The 19,396-nt window shown below is 62.1% G+C and carries 13 protein-coding genes and 5 pseudogenes; 12 read left to right on the top strand and 6 right to left on the bottom strand.

Annotated elements, in window-relative coordinates; translation table 11 throughout:
- Nucleotides 1–73: 73 nt before the first annotated feature.
- From OMP38_RS33495 to OMP38_RS33480, 4 genes are read left to right on the top strand one after another with little or no spacing between them, the layout of a single operon-like run.
- Entirely contained in the window at nucleotides 74–1,615 is a 1,542-nt protein-coding gene (locus tag OMP38_RS33495) for a spore germination protein (RefSeq protein ID WP_277568895.1), read from the top strand.
- Nucleotides 1,612–2,718 (top strand): GerAB/ArcD/ProY family transporter, encoded by a 1,107-nt coding sequence (locus tag OMP38_RS33490; protein WP_277568894.1) that lies wholly within the window; start codon nucleotides 1,612–1,614, stop codon nucleotides 2,716–2,718. Before OMP38_RS33495 ends, OMP38_RS33490 begins: the two co-directional genes overlap by 4 nt.
- On the top strand, nucleotides 2,715–3,200 hold the full coding sequence (locus tag OMP38_RS33485) for a Ger(x)C family spore germination protein (RefSeq protein ID WP_277568893.1): 486 nt from the start codon (nucleotides 2,715–2,717) through the stop codon (nucleotides 3,198–3,200). Before OMP38_RS33490 ends, OMP38_RS33485 begins: the two co-directional genes overlap by 4 nt.
- Nucleotides 3,094–3,834, top strand: coding sequence for a Ger(x)C family spore germination C-terminal domain-containing protein (locus tag OMP38_RS33480; RefSeq protein WP_477100091.1), 741 nt, complete (start codon nucleotides 3,094–3,096; stop codon nucleotides 3,832–3,834). The genes OMP38_RS33485 and OMP38_RS33480 overlap by 107 nt, the downstream gene beginning before the upstream one ends.
- Nucleotides 3,835–3,970: 136 nt before the next feature.
- Here OMP38_RS33480 and OMP38_RS33475 read toward each other — a convergent pair whose 3' ends face one another.
- Together OMP38_RS33475 and thrC are read right to left on the bottom strand one after the other, a co-directional pair.
- Entirely contained in the window at nucleotides 3,971–4,888 is a 918-nt protein-coding gene (locus OMP38_RS33475; RefSeq protein ID WP_277568891.1) for an SHOCT domain-containing protein, read from the bottom strand.
- A gap of 182 nt (nucleotides 4,889–5,070) precedes the next feature.
- Nucleotides 5,071–6,459 (bottom strand): threonine synthase, encoded by a 1,389-nt coding sequence (gene thrC, locus OMP38_RS33470; protein WP_277568890.1) that lies wholly within the window; start codon nucleotides 6,457–6,459, stop codon nucleotides 5,071–5,073.
- Nucleotides 6,460–6,644: 185 nt separating this feature from the next.
- Here thrC and OMP38_RS33465 point away from each other — a divergent pair, with 185 nt between their 5' ends.
- The 3 genes from OMP38_RS33465 (at nucleotide 6,645) to OMP38_RS33455 (ending at nucleotide 9,152) form a co-directional block, all read left to right on the top strand.
- Nucleotides 6,645–7,871, top strand: a complete 1,227-nt coding sequence (locus OMP38_RS33465; protein WP_277568889.1) for a histidine kinase N-terminal 7TM domain-containing protein — start codon at nucleotides 6,645–6,647, stop codon at nucleotides 7,869–7,871.
- Nucleotides 7,777–8,325, top strand: a complete 549-nt coding sequence (locus OMP38_RS33460; protein ID WP_277568888.1) for a GGDEF domain-containing protein — start codon at nucleotides 7,777–7,779, stop codon at nucleotides 8,323–8,325. Before OMP38_RS33465 ends, OMP38_RS33460 begins: the two co-directional genes overlap by 95 nt.
- Before the next feature lie 92 nt (nucleotides 8,326–8,417).
- On the top strand, nucleotides 8,418–9,152 hold the full coding sequence (locus OMP38_RS33455; protein WP_277569034.1) for a Bax inhibitor-1/YccA family protein: 735 nt from the start codon (nucleotides 8,418–8,420) through the stop codon (nucleotides 9,150–9,152).
- A gap of 751 nt (nucleotides 9,153–9,903) precedes the next feature.
- On the opposite strand, the pseudogene OMP38_RS36545 reads toward OMP38_RS33455, so the two are convergent.
- A pseudogene (locus OMP38_RS36545) lies at nucleotides 9,904–10,836 on the bottom strand (histidine kinase); the annotation flags it as partial.
- Nucleotides 10,837–10,875: 39 nt separating this feature from the next.
- Here OMP38_RS36545 and OMP38_RS36540 point away from each other — a divergent pair.
- Nucleotides 10,876–11,004: pseudogene (locus OMP38_RS36540) on the top strand (hypothetical protein); the annotation flags it as partial.
- Nucleotides 11,005–11,247: 243 nt separating this feature from the next.
- On the opposite strand, the pseudogene OMP38_RS36535 reads toward OMP38_RS36540, so the two are convergent.
- Nucleotides 11,248–12,474 (bottom strand): annotated as a pseudogene (locus OMP38_RS36535) (sensor histidine kinase); the annotation flags it as partial.
- A gap of 500 nt (nucleotides 12,475–12,974) precedes the next feature.
- Here OMP38_RS36535 and OMP38_RS33445 point away from each other — a divergent pair.
- Entirely contained in the window at nucleotides 12,975–13,130 is a 156-nt protein-coding gene (locus OMP38_RS33445; protein ID WP_277568886.1) for a hypothetical protein, read from the top strand.
- An 11-nt stretch (nucleotides 13,131–13,141) separates the two neighbouring features.
- Here the strand turns inward: OMP38_RS33445 and OMP38_RS36750 are convergent, their stop codons facing one another.
- The gene (locus OMP38_RS36750; protein WP_477100094.1) at nucleotides 13,142–14,356 is read right to left on the bottom strand and encodes a sensor histidine kinase; all 1,215 of its coding nucleotides are present in this window, start codon (nucleotides 14,354–14,356) and stop codon (nucleotides 13,142–13,144) included.
- 122 nt (nucleotides 14,357–14,478) lie between these two features.
- Nucleotides 14,479–15,160, bottom strand: a pseudogene (locus tag OMP38_RS33435) (response regulator transcription factor).
- A 203-nt stretch (nucleotides 15,161–15,363) separates the two neighbouring features.
- Between OMP38_RS33435 and OMP38_RS33430 the strand changes: the two are divergent.
- The 3 genes and pseudogenes from OMP38_RS33430 to OMP38_RS33420 all read left to right on the top strand — a co-directional run bounded on the left by OMP38_RS33430 (nucleotide 15,364) and on the right by OMP38_RS33420 (nucleotide 19,270).
- On the top strand, nucleotides 15,364–16,170 hold the full coding sequence (locus OMP38_RS33430) for a polyphosphate polymerase domain-containing protein (RefSeq protein WP_277568885.1): 807 nt from the start codon (nucleotides 15,364–15,366) through the stop codon (nucleotides 16,168–16,170).
- Nucleotides 16,167–16,848, top strand: a pseudogene (locus OMP38_RS33425) (DUF4956 domain-containing protein). The gene OMP38_RS33430 and the pseudogene OMP38_RS33425 overlap by 4 nt, the downstream one beginning before the upstream one ends.
- Nucleotides 16,849–16,912: 64 nt before the next feature.
- On the top strand, nucleotides 16,913–19,270 hold the full coding sequence (locus OMP38_RS33420) for a carbohydrate-binding domain-containing protein (protein WP_277568884.1): 2,358 nt from the start codon (nucleotides 16,913–16,915) through the stop codon (nucleotides 19,268–19,270).
- Nucleotides 19,271–19,396: the final 126 nt, after the last annotated feature.

Below are 19,396 nucleotides of genomic sequence, written 5' to 3'. Positions count from 1 at the left end.
TCCTATCCTGTTAGAAGACCGCGGACGAGAGCGCGGCGGCGAATCGAATCTTGGGCGAGGGGGGGGGAGCGCGTTGGGAATTCTGTCTCTATTCGGCGGCAAACACAAGCGAAATTCCCAACGGCCAACCGGAAGCCCCAGGGGCCAAGCGCTGCCGGACGAGCCGTTCGCGACCGATCTGCGCTCGAATCTGGACAAGCTGAGCGAGCTTTTCCCGAACACGCTGGATTTGAACGTGCGGCGGCTCAACATCCGGGCAACGGGCCAAGATGCCGCATTGGTCTATATCGACGGTTTGACCGACAAAACCGAGATTAATACCAGTATCATAAAGCCGCTTCTGATGCAGACGGGAACGAACGGTGAAATGCCGATCGAGATCGGGCGCATGGTTCGGGTCTACGGCTGGAACGATCTGACCGTCGCCGTGTTGAAGGGAAGCAGCGTGCTGTTGGTCGAGGGCTCGGACGAGGCGATCGTCATGCGGACGGGCGGCTGGCCACAGCGGAATCCGACCGATCCGAAAATGGAGACGTCGCTGCGGGGCGCGCAGATGGGCTTCGTCGAGACGATCGAACAGAATATCGCGATGATCCGGCGCTACCTGCCGAACCGGGAGTTGAAATTTAAAAACTTCACCGTCGGGCGCAGGGGAAATACGCAAGTGTCGATCGCTTACCTGGAGGATGTCGCCAATCCGGATATCCTGCGGGAACTCGAAGATCGGATCGGGAGGCTCGACGTCGATGTCATCATCAACACCGGCGAGCTGGCCGAGCTGATCGAGGACAATCCGTACTCGCCTTTTCCCCAACTGCTGATTACCGAGCGACCCGATGCGGCCGTCTCGCAGATCGCGCAGGGACGCTTCGCCGTGCTTGTCGACCGTTCCCCGACCGTGCTGATCGGTCCGGCGTCCTTCGTCTCTTTCTTTCAGAATATCGACGATTACAGCACGCGCTGGTCGATCGCGACCTTTATCCGCATGCTCCGCTTCCTTGCGTTTTTTATATCGATCTCCCTGCCCGGCTTCTACATCGCGGTCACTTCGTTTAACTTCGAACTCGTTCCGATCAAGCTCCTGATCACGATCGGCACGTACCGGGGAACCGTGCCGTTCGCCCCGTTCATCGAAGCCGCCTTCATGGAGCTGACGCTCGAGATGATCCGCGAAGCGGGCGTCCGGTTGCCGTCGCCGATCGGCCAGACCGTCGGCATCGTCGGCGGCATCGTCATCGGGCAGGCGATCGTACAGGCCGGCCTGATCAGCAATATCATGGTCGTCGTCGTCGCATTCACCGCCATTTCCTCGTTCATTCTGCCTAACCTGGACATGGTGGCCGCCGTTCGGATCATCCGCTTTTCGCTCATGGCGGCCGCCTCCATGTTCGGCATATTCGGGCTGCTCGTCGGCTTGATGATTCTCGTCGGCCACATGATTTCCCTTGAGACGCTCGGCACGCCGTTCAGTACGCCGTTTTCGCCGATGCGGTTTTCCGATTGGCGGGATACCGTCGTGCGCAGCCCGCTCTGGAAACTGACGCGCCGCCCGGTGGGCGCTCATCCTACGCAGACCCGCAGGCAAGGAGACAATCGGCCCAAAGGAGACGGATGATGAAGAAGTACGCCTTCAACGAGATTACGACGATGCAGTTTATTTTTATCATAAGCGGCATTGCCATCAGCTACGGGTTCATTGAGATTCCCCAAGTCCTGTACAAGGGCGCGGGGAACAGCGGGTGGATCACCTTGATTCTCGGTTCGTTGACGACGACGGCAGCGAACCTGGTCATCGTGCAGGTCATGAAGAAGATGCCCGACGGGACGATTCTCGAGCTGCTCTCCAAGTATGCGGGCAAGTGGGCCGGCCGAGCGGCGGCGATCGTCTTTTCCGCGTACTTTCTCTACTTCGCCTATGGCGGCATCGTCTATTCGACGCGCGTCATCAAAGCCCGCATCTTGCAGGAAACGCCAGCCTATTTGACGCTGATCATGCTTCTTATCCCCGCTTACGTCGTGGCGCGGGGCGGCATACGCATCGTCGGAAGATATGCAGAGGTGTCGATGGGGCTGTCGCTGTGGATCCCGTTCGTGTTCGCCGTCGTGTGGGGACATACGCATTGGCTTTATTTGCTGCCCGTGCTGCCGGAAGGATGGCGGCCGGTCCTGACCGCCGTGCCGAGCACGTTTTTCTACTTTCTCGGCTTCGGTTCGACCGCCTTTCTCTACCCTTTTCTGAAAAACAAAGAAAAGGCGGCGCTCGGCGTATGCTGCGCGCAGCTCATCACGTTGTCCGCCTACCTGTTCATCACGCTGCTGAGCTTCGCCTTTTTCAGTCCGGGCGAGCTTCCGAAGATCAATCAGCTGTCGATTTATATGCTGAAAGCCGTCGAGCTCCCTTTTCTCGAACAGGTGGAGGGCTTGTTTATCGTGCTCTATCTGTTTATTTTCTCCATGTCCTGGATTCCAATCTACCTGCTCTCCTCTTTTTGCATGAGCTGGCTGGCCGGGCGGGCGGATCACCGGTTTTTTTTGAGAATCCTGTTGGGGGGAACGGCCGTGTTCTCCTACTTTTACGTTCCAAGCTTCAACGTCACGTATGAGATGGGAGATTGGCTCACCAAATTCGGCATGGCTATCGAATATGCGGCTCCCGTGCTGCTCATGGGCTATCTGCTGCTATACGACGCGATTCGCGGACGGCGGGGGCTGCCTTGAAACGGATCGTGCGCACGCTGGGCTTAACTCTGCTGTCGCTCGGCCCGCTGACGGGCTGCTATGACCGCGTCGACTTGGAGGACGCTTCGCTGTCGCTCGTCGCAGGCGTCGACATCACGGAGGACCATCGAACGATGAGCTACACGTCGATCCCGGTGTTCAGCAAGGCCGAGAAGAAGAGTCAGGAGCTCAAGGTTGTCGCGAATACGCAGCGCCAGGGACGGGGCAAACTGGATGCTTTTACGGTGGGCTCCTTTAACGGCAGGAAGATCAAAGTCATTGCCTTGTCGAAACGCTTCGTGCAGGAGACCCCCCGACTGGTTCCGTTACATGGACATTTATTTCAGGGACGGAAGAAATCCGATCACGCCGAGGGTGGTCGTATTCGACGGTACGCTCGATCAGCTGTTCTACTACCATTCGCCGAATCAGCCGATCCTTCCCCTCATGCTGATGGGCATGATCAGGTCGGCTTCCGATAGATCGGAGTCGGTGGCTACGACGCTGCAGGAGCTGCACAGACAGATGAACGAGGAGGGCCAGACGCCCTTTCTTACCGAGATGTCGATCAAGCAGGACGCCATGATCGACGGGACGTCCCTGCTCGATCATAAGGGCCGGTATGTCGACATGCTGAGCATGCCGGAGACCACGCTGATGCGGATCTTGCAAAAAAATGCGGGCCAGTCCGTCGGCTTCGTCCTGCGCCTTCCGTCCAGTCTGGCGGGATCCGCGGCAGAAGCGGATTGGGTCAGCCTCGCGACGGAGCGGGTTAAAGTGAAGATTGATTCCGCGTATTCGGGAGGCCGGTTCAAGTTCTCCGTGCACGTGCACTTTTCGGCTAGCGTGGTGGAGAAGCTGTCATCGCTGGATCTCGACGACCATCATCGGGAAGCCGAGCTCGCTTGCGCGAAGGAACTGCGCGACAAGTTCGAGGCATTGATAACCAAGCTGCAGCGGAAAAAGATCGACCCTGTCGGGTTCGGCATTTACGCGCGGGCGTATCATTACAAGCCTTTCAAGCAGGTCAAGGACAACTGGGGAGAGGCGTTCGGGCAGTCGGACGTGAAGGTCCGCGTCAGCGTCGCTTTTGCCGACGAAGGCTCCGTTAAATGAGTGTCGGCGCGCAAAAGCCAAGCCGCCCTTCCGACGCAACGTCGGACAGGGCGGCTTTCTCTACGTGAAAGGGGGATAGTAGGAGCAATTCTCGTCCATTAAAACGGCAGGGACGCCGACGCTGGCTTGAGGTTCGTTAGCCTTCGGTCGCAGCCGGCGTGGAGGCCGAGGTGCCGGAGGCGGCGCCCGAAGCGTCGGCGTCCCACCGAGCCTTGCCGCCCTTGCCGTGGGCGCCGTCGCGGCCGGTGAAGGCGCGGCTCACGATCTGGGCCGCCCGGTCGGCGAGCTTGGCCTTCTGGGCGTCATACGCCGTCTGCGTGATCTTGCCGTCCGCGAGACGCTGGTCGAGCGCGGCCGTGAGCAGCGTGACGACCTTTGCCGCGACCGTGTCTACGGCGACGCCTTTTTCCCCGGCCAGATCCGAGAGCGACTTGCCGGTCTCAAGCTGCGCGGACAGCTCGTCCGCTGTCAGCCCGAGCAGAGCGGCGATATCGGCGTTGTCCTTCAGGTCGAGCCCGCCGAAGCCGCCGCGTCCGCCGCCGCCAAATCCGCCATGTCCGCCTTTGCCGCCGCCCTTGCCGGAGAAGGCGTCGGTCAGCGCATCCGCTGCCCGGTCGGCGAGCGTCGCCTTCTGCTCGTCATACTGCGCCTGCGTGATCTTGCCGTCCGCCAGACGGCTGTCCAGCTGCGCGGTCATCGCCGACAGGATCAGGTCCTGCACCTTCTGCGCGTCGACGCCCTGCGCTGCGGCGATATCGGACAGCGTCTTGCCGGCCGCAAGCTGCGTCTTGAGCTCGTCCTCCGTCAGGTTCAGCAGCGCGGCCAACTCGGCGCTGTTCCAGCCGGCTCGGAAGCCGCCGCCTCTGTGCTGTCCGTCGCCTTTGGCCTGCGTAGCCGCGGCGGTCGGGGTCGCCGATTGGGTCTGCGCGGTCGCGGCGGTCGTCTTCGTCGTGGCGGCAAACGCGCTGCCTACGGAGACGGCGCTGCCGAATACGGCGACGGCGAGGGCAAGGGAGGTGACGGCGAGCTTCTTATGCTTCTTCGGATTCATCATGGTAGATCCTCCTAAGATTGATGTTGTTGTGGTTCTCATAAACATCATAGCCCGCTTGTCTGAATCTCCCGTGAACCCTCGCTGAACGCTTCCTGAGAATAAAAAACGGACCCCGCGGCTTCGCAGAAGCGCGTGAAGGGTCCATTTACCGTATATTTCAGATCGAGATTCGGATACCGCTCTTAGAAAAACCGTTCGAGCTCCGCCTTGATCTCTGCGTTCGAGCCGCCGATCTGCTTCTGGTGCTGCGCCTTGCCGAAAAGCGCGCCGATCTGCTCCGGATACGTCTGCTCGATGCCGCGCAGGCGGATCGACTCGTCGAACTTGGCCGGGTGGGCCGTCGAGAGCGCGACGGTCACCTCGCCTTCTTCGGTCAGGCGATCGCTCGCCGCGACGCCGCAGGCCGTATGCGGATCGAGGAGATAATCGTACTTGGCGAAGTAATCGCCGATCGTATCGAGGCACTCGTCGTTCTTGACGCCGTAAGCGGCGAAGTCGGCTTGCACTTGGCCGATCCGGTCGGACGGGATGACGATGCTGCCTTCGGTCGTGAACTGACCCATGAGGCGGGAGACTTCGACGGAGTCCTCCCCGTACAGGTAGTACAGATAACGCTCGAAGTTGCTCGCCACCTGAATGTCCATCGACGGACTATGCGTCCCGCGGAACTCGCCGGGCGCGTATACGCCCTCGTTCACGAAGCGCTCGAGGATGTTGTTCTCGTTGGTCGCGAGGATGAGCTTGCCGATCGGCAGACCCATGCGCTTGGCCAGATAGCCCGCGAAGATATCGCCGAAATTGCCCGTCGGCACGCTGAAGTTCATCCGCTCCGACTGCCCCTGCTGCGCGAGCTGGAGGTACGCGTAGAAATAATAGACGGTCTGCGCCAGGATGCGCGCGATATTGATCGAGTTGATGGCGCGCAGATGATACTTGTGCTTGAACGCGACGTCGGCGAACAGCTCCTTGATGATGCGCTGGCAGTCGTCGAACGTGCCGTCCACGGCCAGGTTCAGCACGTTGGCGTCGTCCACGGTCGTCATCTGCAGCTCCTGCACCTTGCTCACCTTGCCAGACGGATGAAGGATGCAGATGCGGATGCCTTCTTTGCCGCGCACGCCTTCGATCGCCGATGCGCCCGTGTCGCCCGAGGTCGCGCCGAGGATGTGGATGATCGAATTCGTCTGCTTCGACACGTACGCGTACAGATTGCCGAGGAACTGCAGGGCGATATCCTTGAAGGCGAAGGTCGGTCCGTGGAACAGCTCGAGCACGTATAGCCCGTTGTTGATCCGCCGCACCGGCGTCACGTCGGCGTCGCGGAACGTGCCATAGCTGTCCTCGACCAGCCGCTGCAGCTCTTCCTTCGGGATCTCGTCTCCGATATATAGGGTGAAGATCTCGAGCGCCAGCTCCGCGTAGGTGAGCTTGCCCCAAGCCTGCAGCGTCGCGGCGTCCACTTGAGGCACAGCCTTAGGCACGAGCAGGCCGCCGTCGTCCGCCAGTCCCATCAGAATCGCGTCGATAAAGCCAAGGGGAGCCACCTGGCCCCGGGTGCTGATATATTCCATCTCGATCCCCTTATCCGTGTGAATGTTTGGTCTATTGTATCAAAAAAGAGGGGCGATGCCCACAATGTATCGAACCTCGTCGCAAGATTCGACGTATTTATGATACGATCAAATGGACAGGCCATGCGCATCGCCAGGGATCCGGGAAGGGCGGGCCAACAAAGAGCTAACGGAGTCGATCATCTATGGGAACCCCCTATTCCGCCATATTAACGCTAATCATCACGGCCGGCGTCATCAACGTGCTTATGGGCATTTACGCGCTGTCCGGCCGTTCGAAAGTATCCATGGTGAAGACGTTCGTCGCCTTCAGCCTGATGTCGGCCATCTATACGTTCGGTTCCGCGCTGGAGCTGGCCGCGGGGTCCCTCGAGGAGATCGTCCTCTGGATCAAGATCCAGTACTTGGGCATGCCGTTCCTGCCGCCGCTCAACCTGCTGTTGATCATGTACTTCCTCGGCATGGAAAAGTATTTGAAGCGCTCGCTGCGTATCAGCCTCTTCATCGTGCCCGCGATCACTCTGATCCTCGTCATGACGAACGAGGCGCATCACCTTTATTACCGGGATATCGTGCTGCGTCCGGACACGCTCACCCCCAAGGCGGATCTGGTCGCGGGGCCCTGGTATCTCATCGCGGGCGCTTATACCTTCGGCTGCATGATCGGCGGCGTCGTGCTGCTGCTCGTCCAGTGGCGCCGCAAGAAGACTTACCGCTTCCAGCTCGTCACGCTGCTGATCGGACTGCTCCTCCCCCTCGTCGGAGACTTCTTCTACCTCGGCGGCGTGACGCCGGACGGCGTGGATCCGATTCCCGTCATCATGACGGTGACTTCCGCGGCTTATATGTGGGCGCTCGCATCCCGAGGCCTATTCCACGTCGTGCCGATCGCCCGGGACAATCTGTTCGAGAGCATGCGCGACGGCGTCCTCGTGCTCGACATGGAGGACCGGCTGGTGGACTACAACGCGGCAGCCGCGGCGATCATCCCCGAGCTGGTCGCGCCTGACATCGGGCATCGGCTGGACAGGCTCTGGCGGCTGCATACGGATGCCGCGCTCCTGTCCCGGTATGGGGGGGAGCGAAGCGCTGGCCAAGGCTTCGGACGGTGCGGATATCCAGGAGATCCCGTGGAGGGTGGAGGACCGGTCGTACCATTACCAGGTACGTACGTCGGTCGTGCGCAACCGCGGAGGTCTGGAGGCGGGCAAGCTCATCGTCCTGATCGATATCACGCAGCGGGTGCAGCTGCAGGAGCAGCTCCGGCAGATGGCCTACTACGACGGCTTGACGGGCGTCTACAACCGGGCGCGATTCATGAGCCTGGGCACGTCGATGCTGATCGAGGCCGCGAGCGCCGGCGAGCCGCTGGCCGTCATTCTTTTCGATATCGACCACTTCAAGCGCATTAACGATACCTACGGGCACGATGTCGGCGACCAGGCGCTGCTCCATATCGCGGATCTTTGCCGGCGTGCGCTGCGGACGGAGGATCTGCTGGCCCGATACGGCGGCGAAGAGTTTGTCATCGCGCTGCCCGGGTTGACCGCGGAGAGAGCGGAGTCCGCGGCGCACCGCATCCGGCGAGAGCTGGCGGCGCAGCCCCTGGACGTGCCGGGCGGCGAGCTGCGGATGACGGCGAGCTTCGGCATCGCCGCGACGGCGGGACTGGGGGGCGATGCGCGGTCGGCGGCGGGACTTGCGGAAGGTGCGCGTGCGGAGGCTGATGCGGTCGAAGGGGCCGGCGCGGATGCGGGGACCCAGCTCAAGCGGCTGCTGAAGCAGGCGGATCTGGCGCTGTACGCCGCCAAGCAAGGCGGGAGGGACGCGGTGCGACTGGCCGCGGTCGGCGGCGCGAGCGCTTGATGTTCCACGTGGAATAATCGTGGAATTTAATGGTAGGCATGGGGCGAGCCATGATATAATCTTCGCAAATCGAAGCGGGGGGATCGCACTTGATGCGCAGCGGCAATCCAACATTGAACGACAAGTCATTCGAAAGGCAGGGCCAGGCTTACGGCCGGGATACGATGACGATCGACGGCACGGTGAACAAGGCGTTCATCATGCTCGTCCTGCTGATGGCGGGCGCCTTCGTCGCCTGGAACAACTACTTCGACGGCGGCAACGTCATTCCGTTCGCGATCGGCGGAGCGATCCTCGGATTCGTGCTGGCGCTCGTCATCAGCTTCGCGCCGAAGACGGCGCCGTATCTCGCGCCGGTCTACGCGGTGGCGGAGGGTGTCTTCCTTGGCGCGATATCGGCGAATTACGAATCTTACTACGACGGCATCACGCTCCAGGCCGCGCTGCTGACGATGGGGATCTTCGTCGCGCTGCTGCTTGCTTACAAGACGCGGCTGATCAAGGCGACCGAGAACTTCAAGCTCGGCGTGTTCGCGGCGACGGCCGGCATCGCGATCGTGTACCTGCTGAGCTGGGTGCTCGGCATGTTCGGCGTGACGGTGCCGTACCTGCACGACAGCACCCCGCTCGGCATCGGCATCTCCGTCTTCATCGTCATCATCGCGGCGCTGAACCTCGTGCTGGACTTCGACTTCATCGAGAACGGCGCCCGTCAAGGCGCGCCGAAGTACATGGAGTGGTATGGCGCGTTCGGTCTGCTGGTGACGCTGGTGTGGCTGTATCTGGAGATCATCCGGCTGCTGGCGAAGATTCGGAGCAGGGATTAGAAGCTCGGACGCAGGGTTGGAAAGCAAGCAGGAAGCTCATGCCTGAGGGCACGGGCTTTTTTTCGTTGAGTGGGTTGGAGGCGGCGGTTCGCCGTTGTGCGACAGTATCGCATAACGCCGAGGTAATCCGTCGCTCGGGGAGCCGTTGTGCGATGATACCGCATAACTCCATGGCAAACCGTCACAAAAGGCGAAGTTGTGCGGCAGTGCCGCATAACTCCGTGATCAACGGTCGTTCGGAGCCGCGTTGTGCGGTAATGCCGTGTAACTCCGTGGCAAGCTGCCGCTCGGGCAATCGCCCCTGAAAAAAAGTAACATAAACCGGCCTGCGGTAATGCCCATATGCGCTTACCGGCACTGTCGTAAGCGCCACGGAGGCGGCGATAGTGTCTATTGGCACTTATCGGTACCTTCTCAAGCGCCGCGGAACAGGCGATAGTGTCTATTGGCACTTATCGGCACTGTCGTGCGCGCTCGGAGGCAGCGATAGTGCCTATTGGCGCGTATCGGCACCCCCCTCGAGTGCCGCGGAAGGGGCGTTAGTGCCTTTTGGCATTTATCGGCACAAGCAGCTCGCATCTGGAGCGCCGTTGTGCGCTAAATCCGTGTAGCTCCACGGCAAGCTGCCGCTCGGAGGTTTTGTTATGCGACAGTGTCGTATAACGCCGAGGCAAACCGCCGTTTGTATGCGACGTTACGCGGCAGCACCGTGTAACTCCGAGGCAAGCCGCCGCACGGGAGCGCCTGAACATCATGATCTGCGAGATGCCCGGTCGGGGATGTCGAACGAAACGATCGTGCCTTGCCCAGGCCGGCTGACGATTCGAAGTCCCTGGCCGAAGATGCGTTTTAGCCGCCGGTTCGTATTGTACAGTCCGACGCCGCGGCCGGCGGAGGCCGATTGCGTCAGCGCTCGGCTGGCTTGCTCTTCGGTCATGCCGGCGCCGTCGTCGACGACTTCTACGGTGGTGCAGCCTTTGCCGCGGAAGACGCGTACGCGTACCGTGCCGCCCGCGCTCTGTCGCAGCACGCCGTGCTTGACGGCATTCTCGACGAGCGGCTGAATCGATAGCGGCGGGACGAGCGGCTGTAGGCCGGGCTCCGTCTCCCAGTTGATCTTCAGCCTATCGCCGAAGCGTTCGCGCTCGATGAACAGATAGGCTTCGGTCAACTCGATCTCATGGGACAGCACGACCATCTCCCCGGTATTGATCGAGTCGAAGCTCATGCGGAGGAACGAGGCAAAGGCATGTCCCAGCTCGCGCATGCGGTCGGGATCGGTCTCTCCTGAAGAGATCATGGAATTGAGCGTATTAACGACGAAGTGCGGCCGGATCTGGGCTTGCAGATAGGCGGCTTCCATTCGCAGCCGCTCGCTGGCGGAGCGCTTGAGCGCGACGAGGGCGCGAATGCGGTATCGCAGCTCCGTCGCATCCACCGGCTTGGCGACGTAGTCGCTCGCGCCTGCCTTGAAGCCCGCATAGATGTCCGAAGGCTGGCTGCGCGCGGTCAGGAGAAGAATCGGGAGCTCAGACATCTCGTAGCGCTCTCTCGCTTGCTGGGTCAGCTCGTAACCGGACATGCGCGGCATCATCACATCCGCGATGAGCAGGTCCCACCGCCGTTCTCCCAGCATGGCGAGGGCTTCCGGCGCGGCGTGGGCGAAAGAGACGTCGTAGGGCTCGCTTGACAGCATGCCGGCAAGGACGTTCAGGTTCACCGGATCGTCGTCGACGGCGAGAATCAGCGCGCGGCCTTCCGGAGGCAGGTACATCGCCGCGGCAATCTCCGAGGCGGCGGCCTCCGAAGCGCTGATCTCCACCGCGCCGACCTCCGAAGCGTTGATCTTCACCGCGCCGGCCTCCGAAGCGCTGATCTCCACCGCGCCGATCTCCACCGCGGCTGTCGCCGCCGCTTCGTCGTCCGCTCGCGTAGCCGACGCCTCTGCGCCCGCCTCCGAGAAGGGGGCCGTCGCGAAGGCCACCGGCGCGGTCAAGGAGGAGGCGACCGCCCCGTTAAGGGCAGCCGGCCCGGCCGCCGGCAGATCGAACGAGAACGCCGAGCCCTCGCCCGGCGCCGACCGCACCGACAGCGTGCCGCCGTGCAGCTCCGCGAGCTGCCTGGAGATGCCGAGGCCGAGCCCGATGCCGTCGCCATGGTCGCCGGCTCCCTGCTCGTACCGCCGGAAGACGCGGTCCTGCGTCTCCTCGTCCATGCCGCTGCCGGTGTCGGACACCGAGACGACGACGCGTCCGTCCCGCAGCTCCGCGGTCACGGAGACGACGCCTTCGTCGGTGAATTTGACCGCATTGTGCAGCAGATTATATAGAATTTGCACGATGCGCTGCTCGTCCGCCAGGACTGCCGGCAGCGTGTCCGGGACGTCCGAACGCAGCCGTACGGTCTTGCTCTCCGCGAGGAAACCCAGCATGTCCAGCACGCCCGGCACGATCGACTGGATGCGCATCGGCGCGATCCGCAGCTTGACGCCGCCGTCCTGCAGCCGGGCGACGTCGAGCAGATCGCCCAGCAGATGGGACATGCGCCGGCTGACGCCGATCAGCAGGCCCATGTCCTGCAGCGCGCCGTCGCTCAGTCTGCCGCGCTCCTTGGCCACCACGGTTTCCGCGATATTCATGATGCCGTGCAGCGGCGTGCGAAGCTCGTGCGACGTGTTGGCGAGAAACTCGTCTTTCACCTTGTCGGCGGCCCGCAGACGCTCGTTAAGCTGCGCGTTCTCCCTGGCGTTGCGGAAGTAGACCTGGAACCAGTAGGACGAGAAGCCGATGATCGCCACGATGATATCGATCGGATAGTGCGTGGGCGTAAAGCCGATGATGCCCCAGATGACGCTCGACAGCACAGCCAAGCCCGCCGCCATAAGGAACACGGAGCCTTCGTCGCTGCGCCTGCGGACGTACATCCGGACGATGAGCCAGGCCATCCTCGCGAACGGCAGGAGATAGAAGGCGCCGAATAGGAAATAATGGCGCGATACGTACACCCAAGAGGCCGGCGCGATCGCGGCGAACGCCGTATAGGCGCACAACGCGGCGGCGAAGATACGCGAGCCCGCCTTCCAGGGCGGCTCCGAACTGAACCGCTTGTAAAGCAGGAGGATCAGATAGGACAGCCACATGTAAGAGAATAGCCGGATTTTCAGGCTCCAGGCGAAGTCGATCGGCAGCCATAGCATGAGCAAGTTGTCATGATCTGAAGTCACGGTCAATCCGGCGGCGAGCGTGAGCAGGCTGAAGAGCAGGAACGTCCGGTCGCGCCGGTTGAGCAGGTACAGGATAAAGGCGTAGAAGCCATGGAGCATCAGCACGACGAAGGTGATCATCTGGAAGCCGATCGAATACCATCTGGTGAAGTCGATCGACGACTGCGCGCCGAACAGCACGGAGCGGGTGAAGCCGCCCTGGAAGGGGTGGTCGAAGTTGGACACTTGCACGAGCAGGTCGATCTCCGTCACGCCTTCAGCGTCGTAGGTCGAGGTGAAGGAGACGCTCTTAGGCACATAGGTCTGCTTGGTCGCGCCCACCCGGCCGATCGTTCCTTCCGAAAAGCCGTTCATCGACACGACCGTGGCGGACTGGACGCGGCTAAGCCACGCCGTTACCGGCTTCTTCAGCGGATCGGTCAGAATGCGCAGCCGGTACGTACCATAGCCATAGGAGGGCGCTCCGTCGTGGGCGTCCAGCGCGCTCCGCCAGTCTCCGGGCACATGAATAGGGCGGGACGGGTACGTCTCCGCCCTGGCTTCTTCTCGGAGAGGAGGCGGGAGGGGTAAAAAAGCCACTCGCCGTCCAGCGCGAACGGGTGAGAGGCTTCCAGGTCGACGCCGCGCAGATCGAGCACGCCGTCCTCGATTACGGGATGCTCGATCGGGAAGAAGAGATGGGTCCAGGACCATCTGAGCCCCAAAAGGACGGCGAAGAAAAGCGCGGCGACGGCGATATATTGGCGAGTGGATAGCGGTTTTCGTGTCATAACGTGCAACATTCGACAGAGCCCCGCGAATCTCCTAGCGACTGGCTTATTTTTTTGCCTCCAGCGGGAGCGTCACCGTGAACGTCGTGCGCTCGCCGGGCGCGCTCTTGGCGACGATCCGCCCGCGGTGCTGCTCGACGATCGACTTGGCGATGGCGAGGCCGAGGCCGTATCCGCCTTGCTTGCGCGAACGCGAGGCGTCGGCGCGGTAGAAGCGGTCGAAAATGCGGTCCACGTGCTCCGCGGGAATGCCCGCGCCGGTGTTCGAGACCGCGAGCTGGATCTGGTGATGCTGCTTTTTTGAGCGTCAGCGAGATCTCGCCCTGGGGCTCGTTATACTTGACCGCGTTGTCCAGCAGGATCATGACGACCTGCTTGAGCTGCTCGGCGCTGCCGACGGCGGTCAGGCCGGGCTCCAAGTCGTACGCGAGCGTGAGATCCTGCTCGAAGATGACGGCTTCCATCGTGAGCAGGACGCCCTCGACCGCATCGCTGACGTCGAACGGGACGAAGATCGTCCGCGCGCGGGCGTCCTCCATCTCGGTTAGATAAAGCAGGTCGTTGGTCAGCGTCTTCATGCGCTCGGTCTCCGACTTGATATGGTGCAGCCACTTCGCTTGCGAGGCAATCGTATCGCCCTCGTTGGCGAGTAGCACGTCGGCGTTGGTGTTGATGACGGCGAGCGGCGTCTTAAGCTCGTGGGAGGCGTCGGCGATGAACCGCTTCTGCTTGTCGAAGGCGTCCCGTACCGGCGCGATGGAGCGTCCCGCGAAGTAGCGGCTCGTGGCGTAGATGACCGCCAGCATGACGAGCGCGACCGCGGAGAAGGTGTACACGAGATTCGTGAGGATCTTCTGCTGGGCGGTCACGTCCATGTAGGAGACCGTGTATCCCGACGGGCCGGGCTCCACGCTGTACGCCCAGCGCGTGTCGCTCAGCGTGAAGCGTCCGCTGTCGACCGGATCAGCCTTCGCCTTTTTCAGCGCCGCGGCATAAAATTCGTCGTCCATGTCGTACCGGGAGTCCGCCTGGACCAGATTCCACCGCGCGTCCGTCCGAAGGCCGAACGAGACGGAGCGCTCCGCGAACGGACCCATGCCGCCGTCGTCCATCTGCTGCGGAAGCCGGCTGCCGTCTTTGCCCTGCCGCTGCTTGCCCCCGTTCATAGCATCGCCTTTGTGGTAGAAGTCCGCGACGCGATGCAGCTCCATGTCGATGTCCCGCTTGGTATTCTGGTACGTGATGACATAGATGGACGCGAAGGCGACCAGCATAATAATCGTGATGATAACCATGTTCATGAGGAGAAATCGATTGCGCAGCCGGTTGAACATCAGTCCGCGGCCTCCAGTACGTACCCGACGCCCCGTATCGTGCTTATGCGCGCCGACGCGTTCAGGAAGGTCAGTTTTTTTCGCAAAAAAGGAGATGTAGACCTCCACGTTGTTGTGCTCCGCGTCCGAGTCGAAGCCCCACAGCTTCTCGATGATTTGCTCCTTGCTCGTCACCGCCTGACGGCGCGAGATCAGGAGCTCGAGCAGTTCGCTTTCCTTTAAGATCAGCTTCAGCTCCTTGCCTTTGCACGACAGCTTGAGCGTCGACGTGTTGAGCTCGAGGTCGCCGAACCGAAGCCCGTCGTCCGGGATGACGGCCTCGCCCTTGCGACGCAGCGCCGCCCGGATCCGCGCCAGCAGCTCGCCCGTGACGAACGGCTTCGCGATATAATCGTCCGCCCCGTAGTCGAGCCCCGCGATCTTGTCGTCGGTCTCGCCCTTGGCGGTGAGCAGGATGACGGGCGTGTGCACGCCCTGCTCGCGGAGCGTCCGCAGCACCTCGATCCCGTCCATCTCCGGCAGCATGATATCGAGCAGCAGCAGGTCGTAGATGCCGCTCAGCGCGTTATCCAGCCCCGACTGTCCGTCGTGTACGGTGTCCACGGAATAGTGATTTTTGCGAAGAATCTGCGAGAGCGCCTCCGCCAGATGCACTTCGTCTTCTACGATGAGTATCCTCATGGTCGTCCGAACCCCTTCGTCAATCGTCTTGCCCTTTATTGTAGGGAGAGAACCTTTAATCAACCTTAATCGTACCACTGCGGCGCGCCGGACCATACGTTTTTACACGGCGTTTACAATTTAAGATTCGTTAAAGGTTCCCTCGGTAAGCTTGGATCATGGAAGGGCGAGGTAGTCGCCGACAAGGAAGGGAGCGCGGGCGCATGGCGATCGAAGTTTTCAACCGCTACGAGAACAAATATCTGATAGACACGAAAGCCTTCTACGGCATCTACAACCGTCTGACGGCATACATGAACCTCGACGCGTACAACAAGGACGACAAGTTTTACGCGATCAGCAACCTATATTACGATACCCCGCAGCACACGCTGATCCGCACGAGCCTCTCGAAGCCGAAGTATCGGGAAAAGCTGCGAATTCGGGCTTACGGCGTGCCTGAGCCGGACGCGAAGGTGTACCTGGAGCTGAAAAAGAAGGTGTTCGGCCTCGTGAACAAGCGCCGGACGTCGCTCGGGCTCGGCGAAGCGTACGAATTCGTCCGGACGGGCCGGCCGCCGGCCTTCCGCGAGGGGATGAACAAGCAGGTCATCGCGGAGATCGAGTACTTCCTGTCGCGGTACGCGCTGGTGCCGATGACGTACCTGGCGTACGACCGGATCGCGATGTTCGCGAAGGACGGCCGGGATCTGCGGATCACGTTCGATACGAACATCCGGTCGCGGCGGCACGACCTGGTGATGGAGGCCGGCGACTACGGCGAACAGCTGATGGAGAAGGGCCAATGGCTGATGGAAGTAAAGGCGGAGAAAACGGTGCCGGTGTGGCTGTCGCGGCTGCTGTCGGAGCTGTCGATGTACCGGACGGGCTTCAGCAAGTACGGCAACGAATATAAGAAGTCGATCCGGTACGCGGGCAAGGTGCCGGAGCTGTATGCGGCGGGCGCCGGAGAGATCGATGCCGACACGATGGAACGGACGAAAATGGAAAGGGAGAGAATTTTGCTATGATCGACTCGATCTTCACGACGGTCGCCGCGGACGCGGAGCTGACCTTGACGCACGCGCTGCTCACCTTCGGCATCGCTATTCTGCTGGGGGGCGTCATCAGCCTTACTTATATGAAAACGCAGGTCGCTTACTCCCCGAGCTTCACGCTCACGATGATGGTCCTGCCGACGATCGTCGCCATCATCATCCTCCTGATCGGCAGCAACATCGCTCGCGCGTTCAGCCTGGCGGGCGCCTTCTCGATCATCCGGTTCCGAAGCGCGCCGGGGGGATTCGAAGGATATCTCCTACGTGCTGTTCTCGATGGCGGCGGGCCTGGCGTGCGGCGTCGGCGCTTACGGCTACGCGGCGCTGTTCACGGTGTGCCTGTGCATCCTGATGTTCGTCCTCAAAGCGATCAACTTCGGCGCGAACAAGGCGCAGACCAAGCTGCTGAAGGTCACGATTCCCGAGAATCTGGGCTATGAAGAAGCGTTCGACGAAATCTTCCGCAAGTTCGGCGTCGGCTATGAGCTGAAGAAGGTACGCACGACGGAGCTTGGCAGTCTGTACGAATTGGTGTACGCGGTCCAGATCGGGCCGCATACGAGCCAGAAGGAGCTGCTGGACGCGGTACGGACGCGCAACGGGAATCTGGACATCACGCTCACGATGAATCCGGTCGTGCAGGAGTATTGAGCAAGTTGTTGTTAGAGGCATAAGACGATACGCAGCATCATCCTAACCGAGAAGAGGGAATTGTATGAAACATTCGCATAAAGCAAAAGCCATCGCTATTGCGCTGCTCGCCGCCATGCTGGCTGCAGGCTGCAGCGCCAAGTCTTCGGATGTGGCAGGGGCCGCGTCCGCCAACACCACGGGCCAAATCGCATCCGCAGCGTCCGCGTCATCGGGTACGCCGATCACGCTGGCGAGCGTAAATCTGGACGACAAGGTGACGTTTGACGCGGACGACACGACGGCGACATGGTCGGCGGATGGCGCGACGACGATCGCGCTGGACGGCGGCGCGGCGACCGTGACCGGATCGGGCGCGACGGCCCAGGGCGGCGCGGTCAAGATCACGGCGGCGGGTACGTACGTGCTGAGCGGGACGCTGGACGACGGGCAGATCGTCGTCGAAGCGGGAGACGGCGACGTCGTGCGCCTCGTGCTGAACGGCGCCGACATCACGAACAAGAACGGCGCCGCCATCTACGTCAAATCGGCCGACAAGACGGTCGTAACGCTCGCGGAAGGTACGCAGAACGCCGTGACGGACGGCGCGACCTATGCGGATACCTCCGATGAAGCGCCAACGGCCGCGCTGTTCAGCAAGGACGATCTGACGATCAACGGCACCGGCAAGCTGACCGTCGCGGGCAACGCCAACGACGGCATCGCCGCCAAGGACGACCTGAAAATCGTGAGCGGCACGCTCGCGGTCAAGTCGGCGGACGACGGACTGATCGGCAAGGACCTTGTCGCGATCAAGGACGGCGACATCACGATCGACGCGGGCGGCGACGGCATCAAGTCCACCAATGACAAGGATGCGGACAAGGGCTTCGTGGCGATCGCGAACGGTACGTTCAAGATCACGTCGGCGAACGACGGCATCCAGGCAGAGACCGCGCTGTTGGTGGCGGACGGCACGTTCGACATCATAACGGGCGGCGGCGCGGCGAATTCGACGAAGACGCATGCGGAGGAGGGGCCGGGCGGGTTTGGCGGCGGCGGCTTCGGCGGCGTACGTCCTGATTGGCAAGGCACGGACGGCGATATGCCTCAGCCGCCGGCCGACGGGCAAATGCCGGCTGACGGCCAGCAGCCGCCCGAGCCGCCGACGGACGGCCAAGGACCGGGCTCGAGCGGCGTGACGGATCCGGCGCAGACGCCGCCGGCCGCCGGGGCGACGGCTTCAAACGCGACTTCTGACTCGACGGCTTCCGGCGCTGCGGCTTCGAGCGATACAGGTTCGAGCGATACGGCTTCGGGTTCGACCGATAAAAGCGGGAACGACGCGGATGAGACGGCAGCGGCGTCGGCTGAAGAGACCGAATCGACGAGCGTCAAGGGACTGAAGGCAGGCGGCGACATCGCCATCGCAGGCGGCACGTTCTCCGTGGATGCGGCGGACGACGCGATTCACAGCAACGCGAATGTCGGCATCTTGGGCGGCACGTTCAGCCTGCAGAGCGGAGACGACGGCATTCACGGCGACACGACGCTCACCATCTCGGACGGCACGATCGACATCGCCAAGAGCTACGAAGGCATCGAGAGCGCGAGCATCGTGATCGCGGGCGGCGAGACGCACGTCACGTCCAGCGACGACGGCGTCAATGCATCCGCGGGCACCGAACAGGCGCTGCTCACGATCTCCGGCGGCTACCTCTACGTGGATGGGGGCGGCGACGGTCTCGACTCCAACGGCTCGGCCGTCATGACCGGCGGCACGGCCATCGTCAACGGCCCAACCAACGCCGGCAACGGCGCGCTGGATTACGACGGCACGTTCGAGCAGTCCGGCGGCACGTTGATCGCCGCCGGTGCAGCGGGCATGGCGCAGGCACCGTCCGAGGACTCGTCGCAGGTATCGCTGCTCATGACCTTCCCTAGCACGCTTGATGCGGGCACCCTGGTCACGCTGACGGACGGCGCGGGCAACGCGGTCGCGACCTTCGCGCCGGCCAAGACGTTCCAGACGCTCGTATACTCCTCCCCGGATCTGAAATCCGGCGAGAGCTACACGATCTCGACGGGCGGCACGTCCGGCGGCACGCCGAAGGACGGCCTATATACCGGCGGCGGCACGGCCGACACGACCAAGGTCGTCACGTTCGAGATGGGCGACAAGACGACGTACGTGAACGAGTCCGGCATCACGACCGGCGGCGGCGAGATGGGCGGCATGGGCGGCGGACGCGGCGGCTTCGGCGGCGGCCGGGGCATGGGCCGTCCGGGTGCGGACGGTACGACGGGCACGACGGGCTCTGGCACCGGTACCGGCACGAACGACACGGCCGGTTCGGCTGGAAGCACGAACAGCACGAACGGAACCGGCGCGACCGATTCGACGAGCAGCAGCTCCGCCGGCACAACCGGCGCCAGCACGTAATCCCCGACTTCTCCGCGGATGATGGATCAAACAATTAGGCCTGTGAAACTGCACGTTCCATGCTGGAACGGCAGTTCACAGGCCTAAGTTTATATAGCAGATGGACAAGAACACATGCGGCCCGCG

The organism is Cohnella ginsengisoli (assembly GCF_029525555.1).
GTDB classification, from domain to species: Bacteria; Bacillota; Bacilli; order Paenibacillales; family Paenibacillaceae; genus Cohnella; species Cohnella ginsengisoli.
Note: the sequence above shows the minus strand (reverse complement) of the source record. Positions and strands in the feature narration are given on the sequence as shown.